The 22,394-nt window shown below is 70.1% G+C and carries 17 protein-coding genes and 1 pseudogene; 9 read left to right on the top strand and 9 right to left on the bottom strand.

Going from position 1 to position 22,394, the window contains the following annotated elements; genetic code table 11:
* The first annotated feature begins 20 nt into the window (after window positions 1-20).
* Window positions 21-353 carry a DUF3817 domain-containing protein gene (locus tag ACTWQE_RS09235; protein ID WP_443328352.1) on the top strand — a complete coding sequence of 111 codons (333 nt, stop codon included), beginning with the start codon at window positions 21-23 and terminating at the stop codon, window positions 351-353.
* 74 nt (window positions 354-427) lie between these two features.
* Entirely contained in the window at window positions 428-2,128 is a 1,701-nt protein-coding gene (locus ACTWQE_RS09230; protein ID WP_443328351.1) for an acyl-CoA mutase large subunit family protein, read from the top strand.
* 140 nt (window positions 2,129-2,268) lie between these two features.
* Here the strand turns inward: ACTWQE_RS09230 and ACTWQE_RS09225 are convergent, their stop codons facing one another.
* Complete coding sequence (locus ACTWQE_RS09225) at window positions 2,269-2,913, bottom strand: TetR/AcrR family transcriptional regulator (RefSeq protein WP_443328350.1); 645 nt, start codon at window positions 2,911-2,913, stop codon at window positions 2,269-2,271.
* A gap of 304 nt (window positions 2,914-3,217) precedes the next feature.
* Here ACTWQE_RS09225 and ACTWQE_RS09220 point away from each other — a divergent pair, with 304 nt between their 5' ends.
* The 4 genes from ACTWQE_RS09220 to ACTWQE_RS09205 all read left to right on the top strand — a co-directional run bounded on the left by ACTWQE_RS09220 (window position 3,218) and on the right by ACTWQE_RS09205 (window position 7,306).
* A complete protein-coding gene (locus ACTWQE_RS09220) occupies window positions 3,218-4,183 on the top strand; it encodes a tetratricopeptide repeat protein (RefSeq protein WP_443328349.1) in 966 nt (321 codons plus the stop codon).
* 571 nt (window positions 4,184-4,754) lie between these two features.
* Entirely contained in the window at window positions 4,755-5,372 is a 618-nt protein-coding gene (locus ACTWQE_RS09215; protein WP_443328348.1) for a DUF6230 family protein, read from the top strand.
* Window positions 5,373-5,460: 88 nt separating this feature from the next.
* Window positions 5,461-5,973, top strand: a complete 513-nt coding sequence (locus ACTWQE_RS09210; RefSeq protein WP_443328347.1) for a DUF6114 domain-containing protein — start codon at window positions 5,461-5,463, stop codon at window positions 5,971-5,973.
* Window positions 5,966-7,306 (top strand): hypothetical protein, encoded by a 1,341-nt coding sequence (locus ACTWQE_RS09205; RefSeq protein ID WP_443328346.1) that lies wholly within the window; start codon window positions 5,966-5,968, stop codon window positions 7,304-7,306. Before ACTWQE_RS09210 ends, ACTWQE_RS09205 begins: the two co-directional genes overlap by 8 nt.
* 117 nt (window positions 7,307-7,423) lie before the next feature.
* Here the strand turns inward: ACTWQE_RS09205 and pyk are convergent, their stop codons facing one another.
* The 3 genes from pyk to pta form a co-directional block, all read right to left on the bottom strand.
* Window positions 7,424-8,851, bottom strand: coding sequence for a pyruvate kinase (gene pyk / locus ACTWQE_RS09200; RefSeq protein ID WP_443328345.1), 1,428 nt, complete (start codon window positions 8,849-8,851; stop codon window positions 7,424-7,426).
* 61 nt (window positions 8,852-8,912) lie between these two features.
* A complete protein-coding gene (locus tag ACTWQE_RS09195; RefSeq protein ID WP_443328344.1) occupies window positions 8,913-10,091 on the bottom strand; it encodes an acetate kinase in 1,179 nt (392 codons plus the stop codon).
* Window positions 10,088-12,190 (bottom strand): phosphate acetyltransferase, encoded by a 2,103-nt coding sequence (pta, locus tag ACTWQE_RS09190; RefSeq protein WP_443328343.1) that lies wholly within the window; start codon window positions 12,188-12,190, stop codon window positions 10,088-10,090. Before pta ends, ACTWQE_RS09195 begins: the two co-directional genes overlap by 4 nt.
* Window positions 12,191-12,415: 225 nt before the next feature.
* On the opposite strand from pta, the gene ACTWQE_RS09185 reads away from it, so the two are divergent.
* Window positions 12,416-13,441 (top strand): 6-phosphofructokinase, encoded by a 1,026-nt coding sequence (locus ACTWQE_RS09185; protein ID WP_443328342.1) that lies wholly within the window; start codon window positions 12,416-12,418, stop codon window positions 13,439-13,441.
* Between the two features lie 181 nt (window positions 13,442-13,622).
* Here the strand turns inward: ACTWQE_RS09185 and ACTWQE_RS09180 are convergent, their stop codons facing one another.
* From ACTWQE_RS09180 to ACTWQE_RS09160, 5 genes and pseudogenes are all read right to left on the bottom strand, one after another.
* A complete protein-coding gene (locus ACTWQE_RS09180) occupies window positions 13,623-14,321 on the bottom strand; it encodes an XRE family transcriptional regulator (protein WP_443328341.1) in 699 nt (232 codons plus the stop codon).
* A gap of 256 nt (window positions 14,322-14,577) precedes the next feature.
* Entirely contained in the window at window positions 14,578-15,402 is an 825-nt protein-coding gene (locus ACTWQE_RS09175; protein ID WP_443328340.1) for a carbohydrate ABC transporter permease, read from the bottom strand.
* 2 nt (window positions 15,403-15,404) lie between these two features.
* Entirely contained in the window at window positions 15,405-16,325 is a 921-nt protein-coding gene (locus ACTWQE_RS09170) for a carbohydrate ABC transporter permease (protein ID WP_443328339.1), read from the bottom strand.
* Window positions 16,322-17,680, bottom strand: coding sequence for an ABC transporter substrate-binding protein (locus tag ACTWQE_RS09165; protein WP_443328338.1), 1,359 nt, complete (start codon window positions 17,678-17,680; stop codon window positions 16,322-16,324). Before ACTWQE_RS09165 ends, ACTWQE_RS09170 begins: the two co-directional genes overlap by 4 nt.
* A 150-nt stretch (window positions 17,681-17,830) precedes the next feature.
* A pseudogene (locus tag ACTWQE_RS09160) lies at window positions 17,831-18,091 on the bottom strand (histidine kinase); the annotation flags it as partial.
* A 176-nt stretch (window positions 18,092-18,267) separates the two neighbouring features.
* Here ACTWQE_RS09160 and ACTWQE_RS09155 point away from each other — a divergent pair.
* Window positions 18,268-19,668 (top strand): cation:dicarboxylate symporter family transporter, encoded by a 1,401-nt coding sequence (locus ACTWQE_RS09155; RefSeq protein WP_443328337.1) that lies wholly within the window; start codon window positions 18,268-18,270, stop codon window positions 19,666-19,668.
* Between the two features lie 253 nt (window positions 19,669-19,921).
* Window positions 19,922-22,258: a HelD family protein gene (locus tag ACTWQE_RS09150; RefSeq protein ID WP_443328336.1), complete on the top strand. Its 2,337-nt coding sequence runs from the start codon at window positions 19,922-19,924 to the stop codon at window positions 22,256-22,258.
* Window positions 22,259-22,394 lie beyond the last annotated feature (136 nt).

Genomic DNA, 22,394 nt, shown 5'->3' with positions numbered 1-22,394 from the left:
CTCCGGTTACGCTCGATGCCATGAAGAAGAGCGTGTTGACCCGCTACCGGGTCATGGCCTACGTCACCGCCGTGATGCTGCTGGTGCTGTGCACCTGCATGGTCTTCAAGTACGGCTTCGGCATGGGCGCGGACATCACGTTCGTGGTCTCGCAGATCCACGGCATCCTCTACATCATCTATCTGGTCTTCGCCTTCGATCTGGGTTCCAAGGCCAAGTGGGACTTCGGCAAGCTCCTGTGGATCCTGCTCTCCGGGACCATTCCGACCGCCGCTTTCTTCGTCGAGCGCAAGGTCAGCCGGGAGGTCGAGCCGCTGGTCGGCGGTGCCGCCCCGGCACCCGCCGAGGCATAGCCGGACCGCCCGCACCGGGAGTGCGGGCGGTTTCCCGTCGACAATTACTAGGACGTCCTAGTAAATTCGAAGGTATGGACGCCGACGCGATCGAAGAGGGCCGCCGCCGCTGGCAGGCCCGGTACGATGCGGCCCGCACGCGGGACGCGGACTTCAGCACGCTCTCGGGCGACCCGGTCGAGCCCGCCTACGGTCCGCCGGACGGCAGCTCCGTGCCAGGCTTCGAGCGGATCGGCTGGCCCGGGGAGTACCCGTTCACCCGGGGCCTGTACGCCACCGGCTACCGCGGCCGGACCTGGACCATCCGCCAGTTCGCGGGCTTCGGCAACGCCGAGCAGACCAATGCGCGCTACAAGACCATCCTGGCCAACGGCGGTGGCGGCCTCTCCGTCGCCTTCGACATGCCGACCCTCATGGGCCGCGACTCCGACGACTCCCGCTCGGTGGGCGAGGTGGGCCACTGCGGCGTCGCCATCGACTCCGCCGCCGATATGGAGGTCCTGTTCCAGGGCATTCCCCTGGGCGACGTCACGACCTCGATGACGATCAGCGGTCCGGCGGTCCCCGTCTTCTGTATGTACCTGGTGGCCGCCGAGCGGCAGGGCGCCGACCCGGGCGGGCTCAACGGCACGCTGCAGACGGACATCTTCAAGGAGTACATCGCGCAGAAGGAGTGGCTGTTCCGGCCCGAGCCCCATCTGCGTCTGATCGGTGACCTGATGGAGTACTGCGCGCGCGGCATCCCCGCGTACAAGCCGCTCTCGGTCTCCGGCTACCACATCCGCGAGGCGGGGGCGACGGCCGCGCAGGAGCTCGCCTACACCCTCGCCGACGGCTTCGGGTACGTGGAGCTCGGCCTCAGCCGGGGCCTGGACGTCAACACCTTCGCCCCCGGCCTGTCCTTCTTCTTCGACGCGCACGTCGACTTCTTCGAGGAGATCGCCAAGTTCCGCGCCGCCCGCCGCATCTGGGCGCGCTGGATGCGCGATGTGTACGGCGCCTCGTCGGAGAAGGCCCAGTGGCTGCGCTTCCACACCCAGACGGCGGGTGTCTCGCTGACCGCCCAGCAGCCGTACAACAACGTCGTACGGACCGCGGTCGAGGCGCTGGCCGCCGTGCTCGGCGGTACCAACTCCCTGCACACGAACGCGCTGGACGAGACCCTGGCGCTGCCCTCCGAGCAGGCCGCGGAGATCGCGCTGCGTACCCAGCAGGTACTGATGGAGGAGACGGGCGTCGCGAGCGTCGCCGACCCCCTCGGCGGCTCCTGGTACGTCGAGGCGCTGACCGACCGTATCGAGGCGGATGCCGAGAGGATCTTCGAGCAGATCAAGGAGCGGGGACGGCGGGCGGTGCCGGACGGTGAGTACCCGATCGGCCCGATCACCTCCGGGATCCTGCGCGGCATCGAGGACGGCTGGTTCACCGGAGAGATCGCCGAGTCCGCCTTCCGGTACCAGCAGGCCCTGGAGAAGGGGGACAAGCGGGTCGTCGGCGTCAACTGCCACCACGGCTCGGTCACCGGCGATCTGGAGATCCTGAGGGTCAGCCATGAGGTCGAGCGCGAGCAGGTGCGGGCGCTGGCCGGCCGCAGGGCCGTGCGCGACGACGCACAGGTCCGCGCCTCGCTCGAGCGGATGCTGGTGGCGGCCCGCGACGGCTCCAACATGATCGAGCCGATGCTGGAGGCCGTACGGGCCGAGGCGACCCTCGGCGAGATCTGCGGCGCCCTGCGCGACGAATGGGGCGTCTACACCGAGCCTCCCGGCTTCTGACCCGTCGTCGGGCCTCCCGGCGCGCGACCGCCGTCGGGACGCCCGGCCCCCGCCCGCGCCGTAGTCGGGGCCCAGGGCCCCCGCGCCGCCGTCGGGACGCCCGGCCGGCCCCTGAACACAGGGGCCGGCCGGGCGTGCCCCTACCGGGCGCGCGGGGCCGCGGTCAGACCGCCCACCAGCAGCGCGGTGAAGTCGCGTGCCCACTCCGGGTCCACGGGCCCGCCGCTCACCAGCGCCCGGTGCACCACCGCTCCCGCGATCACATCGAAGATCAGGTCCATGTCGCGGGCTGCCGCGGCCTCCCCCTCGGCACCGGCGGCGTCGGGCAGCAACTCGCCCCGGTTCTGGGCGCGTTCCCGGCCGATCCGGACCAGCCGCTTCTGCCGCTCCACGATCGCGGACCTGATACGGTCACGCAGCCCCTCGTCGCGGGTGGATTCGGCGACCACCGCCATCAGCGCCGTCCGTGCCTCGGGCCGCTCCAGCAGGGCCGCGAACTGGAGCACCACACCCTCGACATCGGCCCGCAGGCCGCCCCGGTCGGGGAGTTCGAGCTCGTCGAAGATGACCGCGACCGCGTCCACGACCAGCTCGCTCTTGTTGGCCCAGCGGCGGTACAGCGTGGTCTTGGCGACCCCGGCCCGTGCCGCCACGTCCCCCATCGTCAGCTTGCTCCAGCCCAGCTCGACGAGGGCGGCGCGGGTCGCGTCGAGGATCGCGGCATCGGCCTCGGCGCTGCGCGGCCGGCCGGTCCGGCCGGTACTGCGGGGGGTGGTGCGGCACATGCGGGCGACCATACCGCTTGGTAGGCGTGCTGCCGGGGAAGGATGCCGTGAGCGAGATCACCCCCGGGCAGGGGAGGCGGTCTTGTGGGCACGGGGGCGGGAGCAGTTACGCTACGACCTGTAGCGAAAGAGCGATGACCACAGGCGCATGGGTGGGGACCCTGCGCCACCTTACGGCTTTGTTTCGCGCGTCAGCCGTGTCCGTCCACCCGTCCCGCATGCCGGCGGGGCGGGTGACGGTCACGATGCGTGTACGGGCCACCACGCTTTTCCGATCTCTGCGCGGAAGGGGGAGGATGTACTCATGCAGCCACGCAACATGTCCATGAGCGGAGTCGTCGACCTCGCCGCGGTGAAGGCCGCCGGGGAAGCGAAGCAGAAGGCCGAGCAGGCACGAGCCGACGCGGCCCGCAACGGCGGCCAGGGTGCCGCCTCCGGCCGCCTGGTCCTCGACGTCGACGAGGCGGGATTCGAGCAGGATGTCCTGCAGCGCTCCACCGAGGTCCCGGTCGTCATCGATTTCTGGGCCGAGTGGTGCGAGCCGTGCAAACAGCTCTCGCCGCTGCTGGAGCGGCTTGCGCAGGAGTACGCGGGCAGGTTCGTCCTCGCCAAGGTCGACGTCGACGCGAACCAGATGCTGTTCCAGCAGTTCGGTGTGCAGGGCATCCCCGCCGTCTTCGCGGTGGTCGCCGGCCAGGCGCTGCCGCTCTTCCAGGGTGCGGCACCGGAGTCGCAGATCCGGCAGCTGCTCGACCAGTTGATCCAGGCGGCGGAGCAGCGCTTCGGCATCGTCGGCGCCCCGATCGAACCGGGCGCGGCGGAGGCCGAGGCCCCGGCGGCCGAGCCCGTGGGCCCGTACGACACCGCGCTTGCCGCGGCACACGAGGCGCTGGACGCGGGAGACCTGGGCGGCGCGGTCCAGGCGTACCAGAACGTGCTGTCGGACGACCCGGCCAACACCGAGGCGCAGCTCGGTCTGGCCCAGGCCCAGCTGCTCCAGCGGGTGCAGGGCGTGGACGCGCAGGAGGTCCGCAAGGCCGCCGCCGACCGCCCCGAGGACGTCGACGCCCAGATCGCCGCGGCCGACCTGGATCTGGTCGGTGGGCATGTCGAGGACGCCTTCGGGCGCCTCGTGGAGACGGTCAAGCGCACGGCCGGTGAGGACCGGGAGAAGGCGCGCCTCCGGCTGCTGGAGCTCTTCGAGGTGATCGGTGGCGACGATCCGCGGGTGACCGCGGCCCGGGGCGCGCTGGCGCGCGTCCTCTTCTGATGGGGAATCACCTCAGGTGACACAGTGATCACAGCGGCCGCGCTTTGCCAAAACTTGGCAATCGCGGCCGCTGTTACTCGCAGTAAGAGAACCACGGTTCCTTGTCCGCGTATGTGGCGATTCCTCCCCCACTATCGGACGCGCTCCCGGCGACCCTGAGTGGCAGGCCGAGATGGTGCGGCAGCCCCTCGGTCATGCGGCCATTACTCGCTAGTAACGAACCCCTTGTGCCGAGACGTTTAATGCAGCACGATCGGCCACGCTCGGTCCCTTCCCGCAGTCCGGCAACCAGCTGGTGCCACGGGAGCCTTGGGTCCCCACCGAGCGGCCGGCGGCAGTGGCGCCGGCCTTGGACAGGGGGGTCTCTGCCGTCGGGCAGGGCCTGTCCAGGAGGTTGCGCGAGAGCGTGGCCAGTGGTTGTCGCTCGGGGGTGATCGCCGGTGTTTCGGACGCAGTTCGCGCCTCCGAGGGACGGCGCTCTCCTTCCCGAGGACGTAGCACTTCTCCCATCCCAGGCCGGGCCGGCCCACTGGCCCCGGCCGGAGATGTACGTCCGAGAAGGAGGAAACTCATGGAGTCCCAGGCTCGTGGCGGGACCAGGTGGAAGCGGTTCGCCGTTGTCATGGTGCCGAGTGTCGCCGCCACCGCGGTGGTCGGTGTGGCCCTGTCCCAGGGTGCTCTCGCGGCGTCGTTCAGCGTGTCCGGCCAGCAGTTCAAGGTCGCCGCTGAGCGGCTCGAGGGCAACGGCTTCGTCCAGTACGGGGCCTATGACACGCAGGTCGGCAACAAGAACGTCCCGGTGGCGGTCTCCGCGTTCAAGACCGCGAAGATCAACAAGATGTGCCAGTCCGTGGTCACGCCGGACATCCCGCTCGTCGGGACGGTCACGCTCCAGCTGAACGCCGGTGGCAAGGATCCGGTCACGGCCGAGAACCTGTACATCGACGTGGCCCAGCTGAACGCCAACGCCACGTTCAAGGACATCAACATCGGTGTCGCCGCCGGTGCCAGCACCAAGGGCCCCGGCATCAAGAAGGGCGACCACGCCAGCCCTGGCGGCTTCGCCCAGGAGGCCGACAGTGCCGTCCTCACCGATGTGAAGCAGACCGCGTGGGCGACCAGCGCCGGAACCTTCAAGCTGAGCGGGCTCAGCATGAAGCTTCACAAGGGTGTCAAGGAGTGCTACTAGGCACTCGCCGGGCGGGCGGGGAGCGTTCCGTTCCCCGCCCGCCCCCCACCACTTCTCGAACAACGCCGGTCCCAGGGAGCTGTTTTCCATGAGCGCCGAGTCACCAGGGCTGCGTGACCGAAACAACAACTGGCGGCTTCGCTTTCGTGGTTGGCGCGGCAGCCGGCCCTTCTGGGCGGGCCTGCTGACGATGCTGGGCGGAGTGCCGATCGCCTATCTTCCGTACGCACATCTCAAGGTCGGCCAGCTGACCGTGCGGATGGCCACCACTGCCGGGGCGGGCTCGCTGATCATCGGCGTCCTGCTGATCACCCTCGGTCTGACGATGTGGTTCCACCAGATCGTCCGGGTTTTCGCGGGTGTGGCCACGATCCTGCTGGCCCTTGTCTCGATCCCGGTGTCCAACCTCGGCGGCTTCATGGTGGGCTTCCTGCTGTCGCTGCTCGGCGGCGCGCTGTCCATCGCCTGGGCTCCTGGAGCCCCCGCGGAGGAACCCGCAGAACGGACGGAGGCCAAGCCCGGCACCGGGCCTGCCGGCAGCCCGTTCACGGGTGACAGCGGGAACACGGTCGACGTCGGCGGCGGGAGGCATCGTGCGTAGCGACGAGGTCTCCTTCGGCGCGGCCGGAGGGGACCGTACTACCCGTGCGAGAACGGGGCCGCGTCATGCGGCTCCCCGGAAGTCGCTGATCACCAAGTTGCAGATCCCGGCGAGCAAGGCGATTGCTCTGGCCGCCATGCCCACCGCCGTGTTCGTGGGCATGGGGCTCACCCCGAAGCTCGCCCAGGCGGACGAACTGCCCGGCAACCCCTTCGCGCCCGGCCCCTGTGTGACGCGGTCCGACGAGCCGTCGGACAAGGAGTCACCGTCGGAGTCGGCGTCGAAGAAGCCCGGGGCCGAGCCGTCCGCCGAGCCCAGCGGTGAGCCCTCGGCGAAGCCCAGCCCGTCCGGGGACGGTGGCGCGGAAGCGTCCGAGTCCCCGGAGGCGCCTTCCACGGGTGCCACCGGCTCCGGCGAGTCGGCCGACGAGGAGAAGGAGCCTTCGGCCGAGCCGTCACCGAGCGAGACCAGGAACCCGCTGGACCCGCTGGGCGTCGGGGACAAGATCAGGGACATCTTCGACGGGCCGGACGACGAGCCCTCGCCGACGGCGAGCAGCACGACGCCGGAACCGGAGCCGAGCACCAGCACGGCCGCTCCGGAGCCGGAGCCGAGCACCAGCACCAGCACGGCCGCTCCGGAGCCGGAGGCCTCCGAGAAGTCGGTCACGGACGGCGTCGAGGACACGGCGGGCAAGACCGAGGACGCCATCAGGGACGCGGCCGGCAAGGCCGGAGCCAAGGTCGAGGACGTCTCCCAGGACGTCAAGGACCGCGCCGAGGACGTCAAGGAGGCGGCCGGCGGCGTCAGGGACTCCGCGAAGGCCGACGGCTCCGGCAAGGAGCCGTTCCCCTGCCCGACCCACGACGAGAAGGCCCTGGCCGCCGCCGACCTGGAGGAGGGTATTCCGCTGCTGCCGGACGAGCCGTGGCGGCTGCAGAGTTCGAAGCTCACCCTGCGGGGCCTGGACTTCAAGGGCATCGTCGAGGTCAAGACGTACAGCGGCAAGGTCAAGAAGGTCCTCAAGTTCACCGCGAAGGAAACGGACATCAAGGACCTGCACCAGCTCGTGGTCGGGCCGAACGGCACCACCAGCCATGTCCAGGCCGGTGAGGGCACCACCTCGACGATCCGGAACGGCACGGTGACCATGTACACCGAGGAGCTGAAGGGCAAGCTGTTCGGGCTGATCCCCATCACCTTCAGCCCCGACACCCCGCCCCCGCTGAACGTGCCCACGGCCGTCTTCACCGACGTACAGGTGAAGCAGGCCGGCCAGTTCGGCGGCACCCTCACCGTCCCGGGTATGCATCTCTTCAACTCACCAGGCTGAACTTTTCCGGGAGCCGCAAGAACGCCGAGGGCGCCCGTCCCCAACTGGGACGGGCGCCCTCGGCGCATGTTCACGCGGTGCGGGTCCGTGGCCGGGGGCCGGGGACCGCGGCCCGCATCAGTGGGACGCGCCTCCGAGGTGGTGCACACGGACCATGTTGGTGGTGCCCGGGACACCGGGCGGGGAGCCCGCCGTGATGATCATGGTGTCGCCCTCGTTGTAACGGCCCAGCTTCAGCAGCTCGGCGTCGACCAGGTCGACCATGGCGTCGGTGTTCTCCACATACGGCACCACGAAGGACTCCACGCCCCAGCTGAGCGTGAGCTGGTTGCGGGTGGCGACGTCGGTGGTGAAGGCCAGGATCGGCTGCTGGGCCCGGTAGCGGCTGAGCCGGCGCGCGGTGTCACCGGACTTGGTGAAGGCGACCAGCGACTTGGCGCCCAGGAAGTCGGCGATCTCGGCGGCCGCACGGGCGACCGAACCACCCTGCGTACGCGGCTTCTTGCCCGGCACCAGCGGCTGGAGCCCGCGGGAGAGGAGCTCCTCCTCGGCGGCCGAGACGATCCGCGACATCGTCTTGACCGTTTCGATCGGGTACTTGCCCACCGAGGACTCCGCGGAAAGCATCACCGCGTCGGCACCGTCCAGGATCGCGTTCGCCACGTCGGAGGCCTCGGCGCGGGTCGGCCGCGAGGAGTTGATCATCGACTCCATCATCTGGGTCGCGACGATCACCGGCTTGGCGTTACGGCGGCACAGCTCGATCAGTTGCTTCTGGACCATGGGGACCCGCTCGAGCGGGTACTCGACGGCCAGGTCGCCGCGGGCGACCATGACGCTGTCGAAGGCCATCACGACCTCCTGCATGTTCTCCACGGCCTGCGGCTTCTCGACCTTGGCGATGACGGGCACCCGGCGGCCCACCTCGTCCATGATCCGGTGCACATCGCGTACGTCCCCCGCGTCCCGGACGAAGGACAGCGCCACCATGTCGCAGCCCAACGCCAGCGCGAACCGCAGATCCTCGATGTCCTTCTCGGACAGGGCGGGGACGTTCACGGCCACACCGGGCAGGTTGATGCCCTTGTGGTCGGAGACCACACCGCCCTCGATGACGATGGTGCGCACCCGCGGGCCCTCGACCTCGACGACCTGGAGCGCGACCGCGCCGTCGTTGATGAGGATCGTCTCGCCCTTCGAGACGTCCCCGGGCAGACCCTTGTAGGTGGTGCCGCAGATGTTCCTGTCGCCCGGCACATCGTCGGTGGTGATGGTGAACTCGTCACCGCGCACCAGCTCGACCGGGCCTTCGGCGAAGGTCTCCAGGCGGATCTTCGGGCCCTGGAGGTCGACGAGCACGCCGACCGCGCGGCCCGTCTCCTCGGAGGCCTTGCGGACGCGGTGATACCGCTCCTCGTGCTCGGCGTGGCTCCCGTGGCTCATGTTGAAACGGGCCACGTTCATACCGGCCTCGATCAGCGACTTCAGCTGGTCGTAGGAGTCGACGGCGGGGCCCAGGGTGCAGACGATTTTGGAACGGCGCATGAGGACGATCCTATCGGTTTGTTTCGGAGCGGAATATTGGCGCTGTGCGAAGGCCCGAGGTCTACCCCTGGACCAGGGCATATGCCTGTGTGGCGATCTCCAGTTCCTCGTCGGTCGGCACCACGGCGACCGCGACCCGGCTGCTCGGGCCGGAGATCAGCCGCGCCGAGGAGCCGCCTGGGGGCACCTCCCAGCGGTAGCCGGGGGAGTTGCGCACCGCGTCCACCTCGATGCCCAGGGCGCCCAGCCCGCTGAGCGCCGCACCGCGTACGGCCGGGGAGTTCTCGCCCACGCCCGCAGTGAACGCGATGGCATCCACCCGGCCGAGTACCGCGGTGTACGCGCCCACATACTTGCGGAGCCGGTGCACATAGATGTCGAAGGCCAGCTGGGCCGACTCGTCCCCCTCGCCCATCCGGCGGGCGATCTCGCGCATGTCGTTGTCGCCGCACAGCCCGAGAAGTCCGCTGCGCTTGTTCAGCAGCGCATCGATGTCGTCCGTGGACATCCCGCCGACCCGCGCCAGATGGAAGATCACCGCCGGGTCGATATCGCCCGAGCGCGTGCCCATGACCAGGCCCTCCAGCGGGGTCAGCCCCATCGAGGTGTCCACGCACACCCCGCCGCGGACGGCTGAGGCGCTGGCGCCGTTGCCCAGGTGCAGCACGATGACATTGACCTCGGAGGGGTCCTTGCCCAGCAGCTCGGCCGTGGCCCGCGAGACGTACGCGTGCGAGGTGCCGTGGAAGCCGTAGCGGCGTACGCCGTGCTCGTCCGCGGTGGCGGTGTCGATCGCGTAGCGGGCCGCCTCCTCCGGGATGGTGGAGTGGAAGGCGGTGTCGAAGACGGCGACCTGCGGGAGGTCGGGCCGCAGCTCGCGGGCGACCTTGATACCGGTGACATTCGCCGGATTGTGCAGCGGGGCGAGCGGGATCAGTTTCTCGATGGCCTCGACCACCTCGTCGTAGATCAGGGTCGGCTCGGTGAAGCGGGTGCCGCCATGGACCACCCGGTGGCCGACCGCCGCCAGCTCCGGGGAGTCCAGCCCGAGCCCCTGTGCGGCCAGCTCGTCCGCGACCTGCTTGAGCGCCGCGGAGTGGTCGGTGACCGGGCCCTCACCGATCCGCTCCACGATCCCGGAGGAGAGCCGCGAGCCGTCGGCCATGTCGAGCAGCTGGTACTTCACCGACGAGGAGCCGGAGTTGAGTACGAGGACGCGGGTGCCTCGGGTGTCGTTCACGCGGTCCGGTCCTTCTGTGTGCGGGGCTTGTGTGCCTGGGCCTGGATGGAGGTGATGGCCACGGTGTTGACGATGTCGGAGACCAGGGCGCCGCGCGAGAGATCGTTGACCGGCTTGCGCAGACCCTGCAGGACCGGGCCGACCGCGACCGCGCCCGCGGAGCGCTGGACCGCCTTGTAGGTGTTGTTGCCCGTATTGAGGTCGGGGAAGACCAGCACGGTCGCCTGACCCGCGACATCGGAGCCCGGCAGCTTGGTCGCGGCGACGGCGGCGTCCACCGCGGCGTCGTACTGGATCGGGCCCTCGGCCGGCAGGTCGGGGCGGCGCTCACGGACGATCTCCGTGGCCTTGCGCACCTTGTCGACCTCGGCGCCGGCGCCGGAGCTGCCGGTGGAGTACGACAGCATCGCAATCCGGGGCTCGACGCCGAACTGGGCGGCGGTGGCCGCCGACTGGATGGCGATGTCGGCGAGCTGCTCGGCGTCCGGGTCGGGGTTGACCGCGCAGTCGCCGTAGACGAGCACCCGGTCCGCCAGGCACATGAAGAAGACGGAGGAGACGATCTCCGCGTCGGGCGCGGTCTTGATGATCTCGAAGGCCGGGCGGATGGTCGCGGCGGTGGAGTGCACCGCACCGGAGACCATGCCGTCGGCCAGGCCCTCCTGGACCATCAGGGTGCCGAAGTACGAGACGTCGGCGACGACATCGTGGGCCAGCTCGAAGCCGACGCCCTTGTGGGCGCGGGCCTGGGCGTACAGCTCGGCGAAGCGCTCCCGCAGCGGGGAGGTCTGCGGGTCGATGAGCTGGGCGTCCGCGAGGTCGATCCCCAGCTCGGCCGCCCGCTTGCGGATCATCTCCTCGTCACCGAGCAGCGTCAGATCGCACACGTCGCGGCGCAGCAGGACGTCGGCGGCCCGCAGCACCCGCTCCTCGGTGCCCTCGGGGAGGACGACACGCCGCCGGTCCGAGCGGGACCGCTCGATCAGCTCGTGCTCGAACATCATCGGCGTCACGCGGGCGGAGCGCGCGAGGGAGATACGGGACGTCAGCGCCGCCGTGTCGATGTGGCGTTCGAAGAGCCCGAGCGCGGTCTCCGCCTTGCGCGGTGTGGCGGCGTTGAGCTTGCCCTCCAGCCCGAACAGCTCGGCCGCGGTGGGGAAGCTGCCGCCCGGCACCGAGACCACCGGTGTGCCGGGCGCGAGACGGGAGGCGAGCGCCAGGATGTCCGGGCCGGGCCGCTCGTCGAGGGTGAGCAGCACACCGGCGATCGGCGGGGCGCCGGCGGTGTGGGCGGCGAGCGCGCCGATGATCAGGTCCGCCCGGTCCCCGGTGGTGACCACCAGGGAGCCTTCCGTCAGCGCGCCCAGGAAGGTCGGGAGCATCGCTCCGCCGAAGACGAAGTCCCGTGCGTCGCGGGCGAGTCCGGCGGCGTCGCCGAGCAGCACCTCCGCGCCGAGGGCGTGCACGATCTGCTGGACGGTGGGCGCGGACAGCGACGCGTCCTCGGGGAGGGCGTAGCAGGGGACCGGCAGCCGCGCGGCGAGCCGCTCGGCTATGGACTCGCGGTCGCCGGGCGCCACCCGGTTGACGACCATGGCCGTGATGTCGCAGCCGAGCGCGTGGTAGGCGGCGTACGCGTTGCGCACCTCGGCGCGTACGGACTCGGCGGGCTGGTTCTGGCCGCCGACGACCGGGATCACCGAGGCGCCGAACTCGTTCGCCAGGCGGGCGTTGAGGTTGATCTCGGCGGGAAGGCTGGTGGCCGCGAAGTCGGTGCCCAGGACGAGGACGGCATCGTAGGTGCGCGCCACGCCGTGGAACCGTTCCACCAGTTGTGAGACCAGTTCGTCGGTGCCCCGCTCGGCCTGGAGGGCGCCGGCGTCCGTGTAGCCCATGCCGTAGACGGTGTCGGCGGGCTGGCTCAGCCGGTAGCGGGAGCGCAGGAGATCGTAGAGCCGGTCGGGACCGTCGTCGTGCACCAGCGGTCGGAACACCCCCACCCGGTCCACATGGCGGGTCAGGAGCTCCATCACCCCCAGCTCGATGACCTGACGTCCGTCGCCCCGGTCGATTCCGGTCACGTACACACTCCGCGTCACGCGTGCTCTCCGATCCGATGCTCGGTGCCTGATCTGCGAAAACTGCGAAAATCAGCCGACAGGACGGGCCTGTCCCCTTGACAATACTCGTCCGGATGGGTAAGCCGCCCGCCCAGGAGCCGCGGGCGCGAGCAGGGTGCGTGACGTGGAACAATCGAACTGGCTCACATGTATCACCCCCTCGGCACCGGCATGGGGAACCCCACGAGCAGGAGACACAGCACGATGCGTATCGGAGTTCTCACCGCAGGCGGCGACTGCCCCGGCCTGAACGCCGTGATCCGCTCGGTCGTGCACCGGGCCGTCGTCGGTCACGGTGACGAGGTCATCGGCTTCGAGGACGGTTTCAAGGGGCTGCTCGACCGCCGGTACCGCAAGCTCGACCTCGACGCGGTCAGCGGCATCCTCGCCCGCGGCGGCACCATCCTGGGCTCGTCCCGGCTGGAGCGCGCCCGGCTCAGCGAGGCCACCGACAACGCCGAGGAGCTGTGCCGTGAGCTGAGCCTCGATGTGCTCATACCGATCGGGGGCGAGGGCACCCTGACCGCCGCCCGGATGCTCTCCGACGCCGGTATGCCGGTGGTCGGTGTGCCCAAGACGATCGACAACGACATCTCCTCCACGGACCGCACCTTCGGCTTCGACACCGCTGTCGGGGTCGCCACCGAGGCCATCGACCGGCTGAAGACCACCGCGGAATCCCATCAGCGCGTCATGGTCGTCGAGGTCATGGGGCGGCACGCGGGCTGGATCGCGCTGGAGTCCGGAATGGCCGGCGGTGCGCACGGAATCTGCCTGCCGGAGCGGAAGTTCAACGTCGACGACCTCTGCACGATGGTGGAGGAGCGCTTCGCCCGCGGCAAGAAGTTCGCGGTCATCTGTGTTGCCGAGGGGGCCCACCCGGTCGAGGGCTCGATGCCGTACGAGAAGGGCGCGATCGACCAGTACGGCCATGAGCGTTTCGCGGGGATCGGCAACCGCCTCGCCGCCGAGCTGGAGCGCAGGCTGGGTACGGAGGCCCGGCCGGTCATCCTCGGCCATGTCCAGCGCGGCGGCACCCCCACCGCCTACGACCGCGTCCTCGCCACCCGCTTCGGTTGGCACGCGGTCGAGGCCGCCCACCGGGCCGAGTTCGGCATGATGACGGCCCTCCGGGGCACGGACATCCGCATGGTCCCGCTGGCCCGTGCCGTCACCGAGCTCAAGACGGTCCCCGACCACCGGATGCGGGAGGCCGAGTCGGTCTTCTGACCCTCGGCGGTCCGGCCTGCGACGTCACTGCTCCTTGACGCGCGCACCACGGCGCGGCGCTGCCGGGCGCGTACCACCCGTGCGGCGGTGCCTTGCGCGTACGGCGGTCCGGTACGGGTGCGGCCGAGCGGCCCTGTGCGGGTACCGCCGCTCGTCGGCGCGGCCCGTCCTGCCGGCCCGGTTACGCGTACAGCCGCTCCCAGAACAACTCCAGCACCTCGTCGAGGAAGGCCCGCCCCTCGTCGCCCGGCTGGACGGAGCTTCCGCCCACGCCCCAGTTGACGGTGGAGAGCATACGTGTCTGGTACTCGGCGTGGAGAAACTGCAGCACCTCCCCGACCCGCTGCCGGGGAAGCGGAACCAGCTGGGTGACCGGTTTGACGTAGGCCTGCCAGCGTGTGGTGACCGCGTTGCGGAGCAGCTCGGCCAGCGCTCCGGCCCGGTCCGTCACCTCGATGAAGGCAGGCAGGGGCAGCGCGAGTGCCTCGCCGAGGGCGGTGGCCTGGCGGTCGTTGCCGGTCCAGTGGCCCGTCTGCTCGATCAGCTCGTACGCCGTCGGCTCCATGCCGATCCGCAGCGCCAGATCGGTGACAGTCATCCCGCGGGCCAGGCGGTGCTCCCGAAGAGTGCTCGGTGCCCCCAGCAGATCGCCGGGGGAGCACCACAGGGCCCCGGCCAGTGCCGTCAGCTCCGTCTCGGTCGGTGATTCCTCGCCGAGCTCCCAGGCGGCGACGGTTCCCGGGCTGACATCCAGGCCGTACGCCGCCCAGATGCCGTAGGAGACGTGGGTGTGTGCCATACCCAGGGCCTGGCGCAGCCGGCGCGCGGACGTGGCGTCGAAGGGCGGTTTGTGGGAAGGGCGGTGTGAGGAGGTGTACACCCGCACACCCTAGGGGGGTACTCATCGGTACAACACGATGTGTTCGCCCAAGGCCATGGCTCTGTCGACATATACGGCGCGGATATACGGCGCGGGCAGCCGCGGGGTCCGGCGAAAGGGCGTGCTCGAAGGGCTCGCCGGACCGAGCGCTCGCGGGCACGGCGGGCGGGGTGCTCCGTCGGACCGAGGCTTCGGCGGACCGAGCGCTTCCTGCGTACGCCGGACGGACGGAGGGCTCGGAGGGCAGAGTGGCCTCTCAGCCCTTCACGCCGCCGCCGAGCGCGAAGCCGTCGCCGAGGCGGCCTGCTATCAGCACGTACAGCAGCACCACCGGGGTCGAGTACAGGATCGAGAAGGCCGCCAACTGCCCGTAGACCACCGCGCCATGATTGCCGAAGAAGGTGAAGATACTGACGGAGGCGGGCAGTTGCTCCGGTGTGAGCAGCAGCATGAAGGGGACGAAGAAATTGCCCCACATCATGAGGAAGCTGTAGATAATCACCACAGTCACGCCCGGGCTCATCAGGGGCAGGACGACCCGTATGAGGGTCTGGAGCGCGGAGGCGCCATCGGTCCAGGCGGCCTCCTCCAGAACAGTGGGGACGCCGTCCATGAAGTTCTTCATCAGCCATATGGCAAAGGGCAGTTGGGAGGCAGCGAGGAACAGGGCCGTGCCGTGCAGCGTGTCGATCAGGTCCACCTGCACGAACAGCCCGTAGACCGGAACCATGATCGCGGTGATGGGCAGAGAGGTGGCGAAGAGGACCGTCAGCAGATACGGGCGGTTGAGGCGTGAGGGGAACCGGGAGAGCGGGTACGCCGCCAGGGCCGCGCAGACGATCGTGAGCGCGGTCGCGCCCCCGCACAGCAGCAGGCTGTTGAGCATCGGACGGTAGGTGATCTCCGGGTCCAGCACCGCGGAGAAGTTGTCCAGTGTCACCGGGGAGGGGGAAGCGACCCGTAAGCCGGCGTCCGCGTCGAGAGAGGCCAGGACCAGCCAGGCCAGCGGCAGGACGAAGGCGGCGGCCACGGCGAGCAGCGCAGCGTCCACCGCCAGCCGGTGCCTGGTGGCTCGCGTCATGGTCACACCTCCGTACGCATCAGTCGTAGATGGACCACCGAGAACAGCGCCCCGACCAGGAGGAGCAGCAGCGCCACCGCCGTGCCGTAGCCGATCAGGGACTTCAGGAACGCCTGGTCGTACATGAACACCGGGAGTGTCTGGCTGCGATGGCCGGGGCCGCCCCGGGTCATGGCCCAGATCAACCCGAAGACCGAGAGGGTCTGGAGGGTGTTGAGCATCAGATTGGTGCCGATGGAGCGGCGGATCATCGGCAGCGTGATGCGCCAGAGCCGCTGCCATCCCCGCGCGCCGTCGACCTGGGCCGCCTCGCTGATCTCCTGCGGTATCCCGGAGAGCGCGGCGGAGTAGACCAGCATCGAGAACGCCGTGCCGCGCCAGACATTCGCGAAGGACACGGCGAGGATGGGCAGGGTGAACAGCCAGTTCTGGACGGGCAGATGCAGCCAGTCCAGGACCGCGTTGAGCGTGCCCTCGCGGCGGAAGAAGGCGTACAGCAGAAAGCCCGCGACGATTTCGGGCAGGACCCATGCGGCGATGACGACCGAGCCGGTGACGGCGCGGACCGGTGCGGAGGCCCGCCGCATCAGGCCGGCGAGCACCAGCCCCAGGGTGTTCTGTCCGAGGAACGACGAGAGCAGGGTGAAGACGAGCGTCAGCACGACGGCGTTGCGGAAAGCCTCGTCGGCGAAGGCGCGCCGGAAGTTCTCCAGGCCGACGAACTCGGTGGTGGACGCTCCGGTCAGCCGCATGTCGGTGAAGGCGATCCAGACGCAGTACCCGATCGGGCCGCCGAGGAAGAGCAGCAGGAGGAGCGTGGCGGGGGTGAGCGGGAGCAGGCGCGGCGCCCGGTGGCGGCGGCGCGGGCCCGGGGCCGCCACCGCACCAGGGCCGGCCGCCGCCTTCGCGGTCGCGGTGCTCATCCGGTCCTGCTGACCACAGCGCCGTCGGTGATCGACCGCAATTGCTCGTCGTAGGCCTCCGCTGCCTCCGCCGGAGAGGCGTCACCGGTCGTCACGGACTCCATCGCCTCGCCGATCGCCGTGGAGACCTGCGGATAGACGGGGAGGGCCGGGCGGTAGTGAGTGACGTCGACCAGTCGGGTGAAGAAGTCGATGCCGGGCATGGACTTCAGATACCGCGGGTCCTCCGCGACGTCCTCCCGGACGGCGATCTGTGCGCCGACCACCGCGTACTCGACCGCGTTCTCCTTTGTCTGAAGCGTTCTGACGAACTCCCAGGCGAGGTCGGGGTTCCGGGACTTGGCCGGGATCGCCCAGGTCCAGCCCCCCGACATACTGACGCTGCCGGGTGCCTGGCCGTGCTGGGTGGGCATCGGCGCCTGGCCGAGCACCGTGGACCACTCCGGCCACGGCTTGCCGCCGGACTTCAGCCAGTGCTGGCCCATCCAGGAGCCGTCGAGGCCGATCGCGAGCTTGCCCCCGGGCAGCAGGTCCGTGGCGACATGCGTGGTGACATTGGGGTCGAGGGCGTCGGACGGATCCGGGCCGAGCTTCTCGGCGTACACGGTCCGTAAGAAACCGAGGGCATCCCGGAAGCCCTTGCCGCCGGCCACCCATTTCTTGGCACCGGGGTCGTAGAGCGGGTCCTTGCCCGTGCCGTACACCAGCATCTCGAAGCCCTGCATGACGGCCGCCTCGCCGGGCGCCTTGCCCGTGTAGACGTTCAGCGGGATGACGCCGGGGACCTTCTTCCTGACCGTGCGGGCGGCGTCGAGGATGTCCTCCCAGGTCCTCGGCCGCCAGTCGGAGGGCAGCCCGGCCTTGGCGAAGAGCTCCTTGTTGAACCACAGCCCGCGGGTGTCGGTACCGTCCGGGACGCCGTACGTCTTCCCGTCCTCGGCTCTGGCCGCCGTCTTCGCCGTGTCGATGTACCTGTCCCAGGAGTCCCAGGTTTTGAGGTAGTCGTCGAGCGGGCGCAGATAGCCCGCCGTGATGTCGGAGTTGATGAGAAAGGTGTCCTCGTAGACCAGATCGGGCGCCGTCCTGGGGGAGCGCATCATCTGCTGCGTCTTGGCCGCGTATTCGTTGTCGGGCGCCTGGATCGGGATCAGCCGGACCTTCTTGCCGGGGTGCGCCTTCTCGAACTGCTTCTTCACGGCCGCCAGATAGGCGTCCTTGAACCGGATCGTGTTGTCGGTGTTGCGGTTGTAGGCGACCTTGACGGTGTCCGGGTCGCTGCCCGGGCCGCCACCGCAGGCGGTGAGCGCGGTCGCGGCCAGGACCGCTGTGAGGATCAGTGGGACGGTGGGGCGCACGGATACGACCTCCTCCTAGCCCCGGCGGGCTGCTCGCTGAACGTACGAGTCCGGGAAAGGGCGGTCAATGCCTGTGGATAACCCCTCGTCAGGTCCGTGACAACGTTGTTATCCGGGCCCCAATCGTCGTATTTCTCCGCATGTTTGGCAGACGCCGGTGTCCCGGCGGACCCGCTCCGCGTACGGCTGGAGGGTTGCCGTGGGATCGTCCGTGCGGATCGCCTCCCGGACCGACGGGGAGTCGGCGACGGCCCGCGCCGCGGCGGTCGTCCGGTGCCGCGCCGCGTCCTCGGCCTGGCGCCGGGCCGTGAGGTACGAGAAGATCGCGCATCCGGTCACCACGAGCGCCACCAGGACGACCTGCATCGCGAAGAGCCGGCCTGCCAGGCTGCGGGGGCGGGGTATGCGTATGCAGCCAGTCTGCCCCGGCGGCCGGCGGCCGGCGTTCGTCGGGAGCCGCTCCTCGGGGTGAGCGTTCTGTGAACGATATGAACGCAAGGGCGACCGCTGTCACACCGCCGTTGGATATTCAGCGCGACCGTCCAGAACGTGAGCCGCACGTACTGCGCCAGGACAAGGAGACCACCGTGGCTGCGCAGACCTTGCCGCAGGAACCGACACCGGCACAGCCGGGCCAGGCCCGGAAGCGGGACCGGACCCACTACCTCTACGTCGCCGTGATCGGCGCGGTGCTCCTCGGCATCGCGGTCGGGTTCGCCGCACCCGGGGTGGCTGTCGAGCTCAAGCCGCTGGGCACCGGCTTTGTGAACCTGATCAAGATGATGATCTCGCCGGTCATCTTCTGCACGATCGTGCTGGGCGTCGGCTCGGTGCGGAAGGCCGCCAAGGTCGGCGCCGTGGGCGGGCTCGCACTGGGCTATTTCATGGTGATGTCCACCGTCGCGCTGGCGATCGGCCTGGTGGTGGGCAACATCCTCGAGCCGGGCTCCGGGCTCCATCTCACCGAGGCCGCGCGGAGCGCGGGCGAGGCCCAGGCCGAGGGCGCCAGTGACTCCACCGCCGACTTCCTCCTCGGCATCATCCCGACCACCCTGGTCTCCGCCTTCACCGGTGGTGAGGTGCTCCAGACGCTGCTGGTCGCCCTGCTCACCGGCTTCGCGCTCCAGGCCATGGGGCCGGCCGGCGAGCCGGTCCTCAGAGGAATCGGACACCTCCAGCGGCTGGTCTTCCGGGTCCTGGCCATGATCATGTGGGCGGCTCCGGTCGGTGCCTTCGGGGCGATCGCCGCGGTGGTCGGGGAGACGGGTCTCGACGCGCTGAAGTCCCTTGCCATCATCATGATCGGCTTCTATGTCACCTGCCTGCTGTTCGTGGTGGTCGTGCTGGGCACGCTGCTGCGGCTGGTCGCCGGGATCGGCCTTTTCACGCTGCTCAAGTACCTGGCGCGGGAGTTCCTGCTGATCCTGTCCACCTCCTCGTCGGAGTCGGCGCTGCCGCGGCTCATCGCGAAGATGGAGCACCTGGGGGTCAGCAAGCCGGTCGTCGGCATCACCGTGCCGACCGGCTACTCCTTCAACCTCGACGGCACCGCCATCTACCTGACCATGGCCTCGCTGTTCGTCGCCGAGGCGATGGGCGACCCGCTCTCGCTCGGCCAGCAGATCTCGCTGCTCATCTTCATGATCATCGCTTCCAAGGGTGCCGCGGGCGTCACGGGCGCGGGGCTGGCCACTCTGGCGGGCGGACTGCAGTCGCACCGGCCGGAGCTGCTGGACGGTGTCGGGCTGATCGTCGGTATCGACCGCTTCATGAGCGAGGCGCGGGCGCTGACCAACTTCGCGGGCAACGCGGTGGCGACCGTACTGGTGGGGACCTGGACCAAGGAGATCGACAAGGAGCGGATGGCCGAGGTGCTGTCCGGGAAGCGGCCGTTCGACGAGCGGACGCTCCAGGACGACGCCTCCGCCGCGGCCGCCGGGGTGCCGGACCAGCGTGACGGCGGCACGAAGGAATCGGTGAAGGTGTAGCCGCCCGGTGCGGGGGCTGTTTCCTCGTGGCCGAGGACTCCGGCGGCTTCTTCGCCTGCGGTCGCTGACCTCCCGGGCGGAGCAGGACACGTGTCCGCCCCCGCAGGGCCCCACCTCCGCCCCCGCGGGGCCCCGCCTCCGCTCCCGCAAGGCTCCCGCCTCGGCACGGAGCCCCGTCCGCCCAAAAGAAATCCCCCGGCGAATTGACAGCCGGGGGATTTCTTTGCGTATATTGAATCTTTCGCGACTTTTGATGAATGTGTCGCGGAGAAGTAACTGGACACAGCATATCCGGGTGGGAGTGGAATTGTCAAATACGGAATCTCCTGACGAGGAATTGCGTCATGAGCAGGAATTCATCGACCGTCTCCACCGGCGCGTCGATGTCCTGCGCGGTGGTGTCGAGGCCTCCGTCGCCGGCGCGCTGGAGCCCGTGGGCAACGGGCGCCAGGCGCGGGTCGAACGCGAGGTCCTGGTCGCCGAGCGGTCCGGGCTGCTGGCCGCATTGAACGCCGTGGAGGGCTCCCTGTGCTTCGGGCGCATCGATCTCGCGGCGGATTCCGTGGCGGGCGGTGGCGTCGGCACCACGTACCACATCGGCCGTATCGGAATCCGTGAGGACGACGCCGATCACACCCCGGTCCTCATCGACTGGCGCGCCCCGGTCGCCCGCCCCTTCTATCTCGCCACCGGCCACACCCCCATGGGACTGCGCCGCCGTCGGCACATCACCACCGAGGGCCGCACCGTGACCGCCCTGCACGACGAGATCCTGGATCTCGGCGACCCCACCCGCACCGGCCACGAGGACCCGTCCGGCGACGCCGTCCTGCTCGCCGCGCTGAACTCGGCGCGCACCGGCCGGATGAGCGACATCGTGCGGACCATCCAGGCGGAGCAGGACCGCATCATCCGCGCACCGCACCGCGGAGTCCTCGTCGTCGAGGGCGGCCCCGGCACCGGCAAGACCGCGGTGGCGCTGCACCGGGCGGCGTATCTGTTGTACGAGCACCGGGAGCTGCTGGCCAGGCGGGCCGTGCTCATCGTCGGGCCCAACCCGTCGTTCCTCCGCTACATCGGCGACGTGCTGCCCTCGCTCGGTGAGACGGGGGTGCTGTTGGCGACCCCCGGCGAGCTGTACCCGGGCGTACGCGTCACCGCCACCGACACCCCACACGCCGCGGCCGTCAAGGGCCGGGCGGACATGGCGGACGTCCTCGCCGCCGTCGTACGCGACCGGCAGGCGCTGCCCGACCCGGTGCTCGCGGTCATCCACGACCGGGAGGCGCTGCTGCTCGACGCCGACCTGGTGCGGGTCTGCCGCGACCGCGCCCGGGAGACCCGGCTCCCGCACAACGCGGCCCGCGAGTACTTCGAGGGCTACGTCCTCAACGAGCTGACCGACATGCTCGCCGAGCGCATCGGCACGGACCCCTACGACGGCACGAGCCTTCTCGACGCGAGCGACATCGCCCTGCTACGGGAGGAGCTCGACGCCAACCCGGACGTGCACGCCGCCGTCGAGCAGCTGTGGCCGCGTCTCACGCCCCAGCGTCTGGTCGCCGACTTCCTCGCGGACCCCACCCATCTGCCCGCCGAGGACGCGGCCGTCATCTGCCGTACGACACGGGGGGCGTGGACCGAGGCCGACATCCCGCTGCTGGACGAGGCCGCGGAACTCCTCGGCGACGACGACCGGGCCGCCCGCGCCGCCGCAGAGCGGGAGCGCCGCGAGCAGATCGCCTACGCCCAGGGCGTCCTGGAGGTCTCGTACGCCTCCCGGACCTACGAGTTCGAGGACCGGGACGACGAGGACTCCGAGGTGCTGGGCGCCCACGACATCATCGACGCCCAGCGGATGGCCGAACGCCACGAGGAGGCCGACCACCGCAGCGCCGCCGAGCGGGCCGCGGCCGACCGCACATGGGCGTTCGGCCACATCATCGTGGACGAGGCACAGGAGCTGTCGCCGATGGCGTGGCGGCTGCTGATGCGGCGCTGTCCCACCCGCTCGCTGACCCTCGTCGGCGACCCGGCGCAGACCGCGGAGGAGTCCGGTGCCGGGTCGTGGGACAGGATCCTCCGGCCGTACGTCGACGACCGCTGGGAGCACATCCGGCTGGCGGTCAACTACCGCACGCCCTCGGAGATCATGGACGTCGCGGCCGCCGTGCTCAGGACCGAGCACCCGGACTTCGAACCGCCCAGCTCGGTGCGGTCGACCGGTACGGGGCCCTGGGTACGCGAGACCGCCCGGGACGGCCTCGCGCCCACGGTGGCCGAGAAGGTCGCGGACGCCGTTCCGGCCGAGGGCCGCCTCGCGGTGATCGCCCCGGGTGAGCTGCACACCGAACTGGCGGCGTGGCTCCCCGGCGTCACGGCGGGGGCCGAGCCGGACCTCACCCGGCCGGTGGTCCTCATCGAACCCCGTCAGGCGAAGGGGCTGGAGTTCGACACGGTCCTCGTCGTCGAGCCGTCGCGGTTCGGCACCAGCGACCTGTACGTGGCCCTGACGCGGGCGACCCAGACGCTGGGGATCGTGCACACCGGGCAGCTGCCGAAGGGGCTGGAGAGGGCTGTGACCGGCTGACGGCGTACCGCTGACCGAGCCCACGGACGCCGGAACGACCGGCCCCGGACAGCACGTCACCGCGGTAGCGGTCACCACCGCACAGGTCACAACGGCAGTTGGTGGCAACAGCACGGAGCCCGCGGTCCTCTTCACC

Source organism: Streptomyces sp. 8N706 (assembly GCF_052245415.1).
Taxonomy (GTDB): Bacteria; Actinomycetota; Actinomycetes; order Streptomycetales; family Streptomycetaceae; genus Streptomyces.
The sequence above is the reverse complement of the archived record's forward strand: the minus strand, read 5'-3'. Positions and strand labels throughout refer to the sequence as shown.